3 protein-coding genes are annotated in these 2,589 nt (G+C 72.7%); all 3 read right to left on the bottom strand.

Annotation, left to right across the window (positions count from 1 at the left end):
- Positions 1-719 (bottom strand): diaminopimelate epimerase (gene dapF / locus IJH84_RS17980; RefSeq protein ID WP_295146523.1); only part of this gene is annotated, 719 nt, incomplete at its 3' end.
- Between the two features lie 9 nt (positions 720-728).
- Positions 729-1,649, bottom strand: a complete 921-nt coding sequence (gene miaA / locus IJH84_RS17975) for a tRNA (adenosine(37)-N6)-dimethylallyltransferase MiaA (protein WP_295146522.1) — start codon at positions 1,647-1,649, stop codon at positions 729-731.
- Between the two features lie 73 nt (positions 1,650-1,722).
- On the bottom strand, positions 1,723-2,430 hold the full coding sequence (locus IJH84_RS17970) for a hypothetical protein (RefSeq protein ID WP_295146521.1): 708 nt from the start codon (positions 2,428-2,430) through the stop codon (positions 1,723-1,725).
- Between the last annotated feature and the right edge of the window lie 159 nt (positions 2,431-2,589).

Genomic DNA, 2,589 nt, shown 5'->3' with positions numbered 1-2,589 from the left:
CCGGCGGCGTGCAGCGCGGCGACCGCGGCCGCGACCGTGCCCGTTCCGCACGAGCGGGTTTCGCCGACGCCGCGCTCGTGCACCCGCATCCGGATGCGATCGGCCCCGCCCACCGCGTCCGGGCCGAGGCGGCGGACGAACTCGACGTTCACGCCGGCCGGGAAGAGTTCGGGGTCGTGCGGCGGGACCTCGGTCAGGTCCAGCCCGGCTATGTCCTGGTCGGTGACGCAGGCGAGATGCGGGTTGCCCAGGTCCACCGCGAGTCCCCGGAATCGCTGCTGACCGACGGTGGTCCCGGATTCGCCGAAGATGCGTGCCGGTCCCATTTCCACCGTGCTGCTGCCGTCCGGGTGCGTCACGACGGGTTTGGTGCCGCCCCGGGTTCCGACGTCGAAGGCGCCTTCGGCGGCCAGACCGGCCTCGACGAGGTAACGGGCGAAAACGCGGACGCCGTTGCCGCACATCTCCGCGAGGGAGCCGTCGGCGTTGCGGTAATCCATGAACCAGACGTCCGGAGAAACCGACGCCGGCGCATCGGGCACCGCGGCGGCGGGCACGACGCGGAGAACCCCGTCCGCGCCGAGTCCGCGCTGCCGGTCGCAAAGCGCGCGCACGTGGGCCTCGGTCAGCTTCAGCTCGCCTTCCGGGTCGGGCAGCACGACGAAATCGTTCTGCGTGCCGTGGCCTTTGACGAACTCTGGTCCTTCGGAAAACCGCACCCGGCAAGTCTACGTGCGCAGCAGCGCCCGGAGGCGGTCCGGCGTCGCCTGCTCAGCTGTTGCGTCGAGCCAGTTGACGCGCTTGTCGCGGCGGAACCACGAACGCTGTTTGCGCACGAACCGGCGAGTGAACCGGGCGGTCTCGGCGGCCGCGGCGGCCATGTCGCCCGCACCGTCGAGTTCGTCGAGGACCTGCTGGTAGCCCAGTGCGCGCGAGGCGGTGCGGCCGTGCCGCAGACCGTGGTGCACCAGCTCACGCACCTCGGCGACCAGGCCCGCGTCGAACATGCTGGTGACGCGCAGGTCCACCCGGTCGTCGAGTTCCGCGACCGGCCGGTCCAGGCCGAACAGCAGCGCGTCGTAACGCGGGGGGCCCGGCTTGGGCAGGTTCGCGGAGAACGGGGCCCCGGTGATCTCGACGACCTCGAGAGCGCGCACGAGCCTGCGACCATTGCTGGGCAGGATCGACTCCGCGGCGGTCGGGTCCACCTCCGAGAGCTGCCGGTGCAGATCGGCGGCGCCGCGCTGCCGTAGCTGCTCGTCCCAGCGGGCGCGCACTTGCGGATCGGTTCCCGGGAACCGCAGATCGTCGAGCACCGCTTGCACGTAGAGCCCGGAGCCGCCGACCAGCAGCGGCGTCCGGCCACGCGCCAGGACATCTTCGACGGCGGCGCGCGCGTCGCGCTGGTAGGCCGCCACCGACGCCGTCTCGGTCACCTCCAGCACGTCGAGCAGGTGGTGCGGGACGCCGCGGCGCTGCTCGGTGGTGAGCTTGGCGGTGCCTACGTCCATCCCCCGGTAGAGCTGCATGGCGTCGGCGTTGATCACTTCTCCGCCGAGTTCGTCGGCGAGCTCGACTGCGAGGTCGGACTTGCCGGTCGCGGTCGGGCCGACGATCGCCACGAGTCGTTGCGCAGGTGCAGCGGACACCCGGCCACCCTAAATCCCGCGAACAACCGCACGAGCGTGCGGATCCCCGCAGTGCGGGCATTGAAAGGGCAGGTCAAGCGGCGCGCGACCAGGTTCCGACGTGGTAGGTCACGCCGTGCGGGGTGTCCGAGTACACCAGCCGCCCGGTCCAGTTCCCGGTGCCTGCCGCACCCGCCGCGCACTGCCAGGCGGCACGAGAGGCAACGCCGAGTTCGGCGCAGAGCTGCGGATCGAGGTCGAGCAGCTCCCGCCGGTCGACATCACGCACGGCCGACCGCAGTCGCTCGTCCAGCCGGCGCGCCCGGGGATCCGGCGGGTGCGGCGAGCGCTCGTCTTGCCGGTTGGTGCCCTCGGCGAGCACCAGCAGGCCGAACTCCGCCGCAGCGGACCCGAGCTGCCGACCCAGCTCGGCCGCCTGCTCGGTCGGAGTGTCCGCGGCCAGCAATCGCACGGTCACGCGCTCGGCTCCCGCCTGCTGCCGCAACCAACCCGCGCCCCGGGCGGGCACCGGCAGCTCCGGGTCCCACGCCGGCCGATCGCCGCCCAGGCTCACCGGCACATCAACTCCGTACCCTGCGAAAGTCCCGGCGGTGTCCGGTTCCAGCACGGTCGGCCCGCGACGATCTACGCCGACGGCGACCCATTCGGCGGCCGAGTCCGTCAAACTGGTGGTGGCGCGCAGGCACGCGCCCCGCACCGGCTCGGTCCGCGGACCGGTCCGCACGGTCAGTTCGGGGACGAGCAGCGGCGGGTACGGCACCACAGCGATGCGGGTGAGCACACCCGTGCACGGTAGAGGTCACGGTCGGCGGTGAACGGAGCAGGGACCCGATCGCCACGCGCGGCGGCACCCGCCCGCGCGGCCCGTTCGCATGACCCGCACCGGACCGCCGACGCCTCCGGAGGGCGCGCCGGAATACCGGGGCCGGGGCGGACCTGT

Origin of the sequence: Saccharopolyspora sp. (assembly GCF_017434145.1) — a bacterium.
Lineage (GTDB): Bacteria > Actinomycetota > Actinomycetes > Mycobacteriales > Pseudonocardiaceae > Saccharopolyspora_C > Saccharopolyspora_C galaxeae.
The sequence above is the reverse complement of the archived record's forward strand: the minus strand, read 5'-3'. Positions and strand labels throughout refer to the sequence as shown.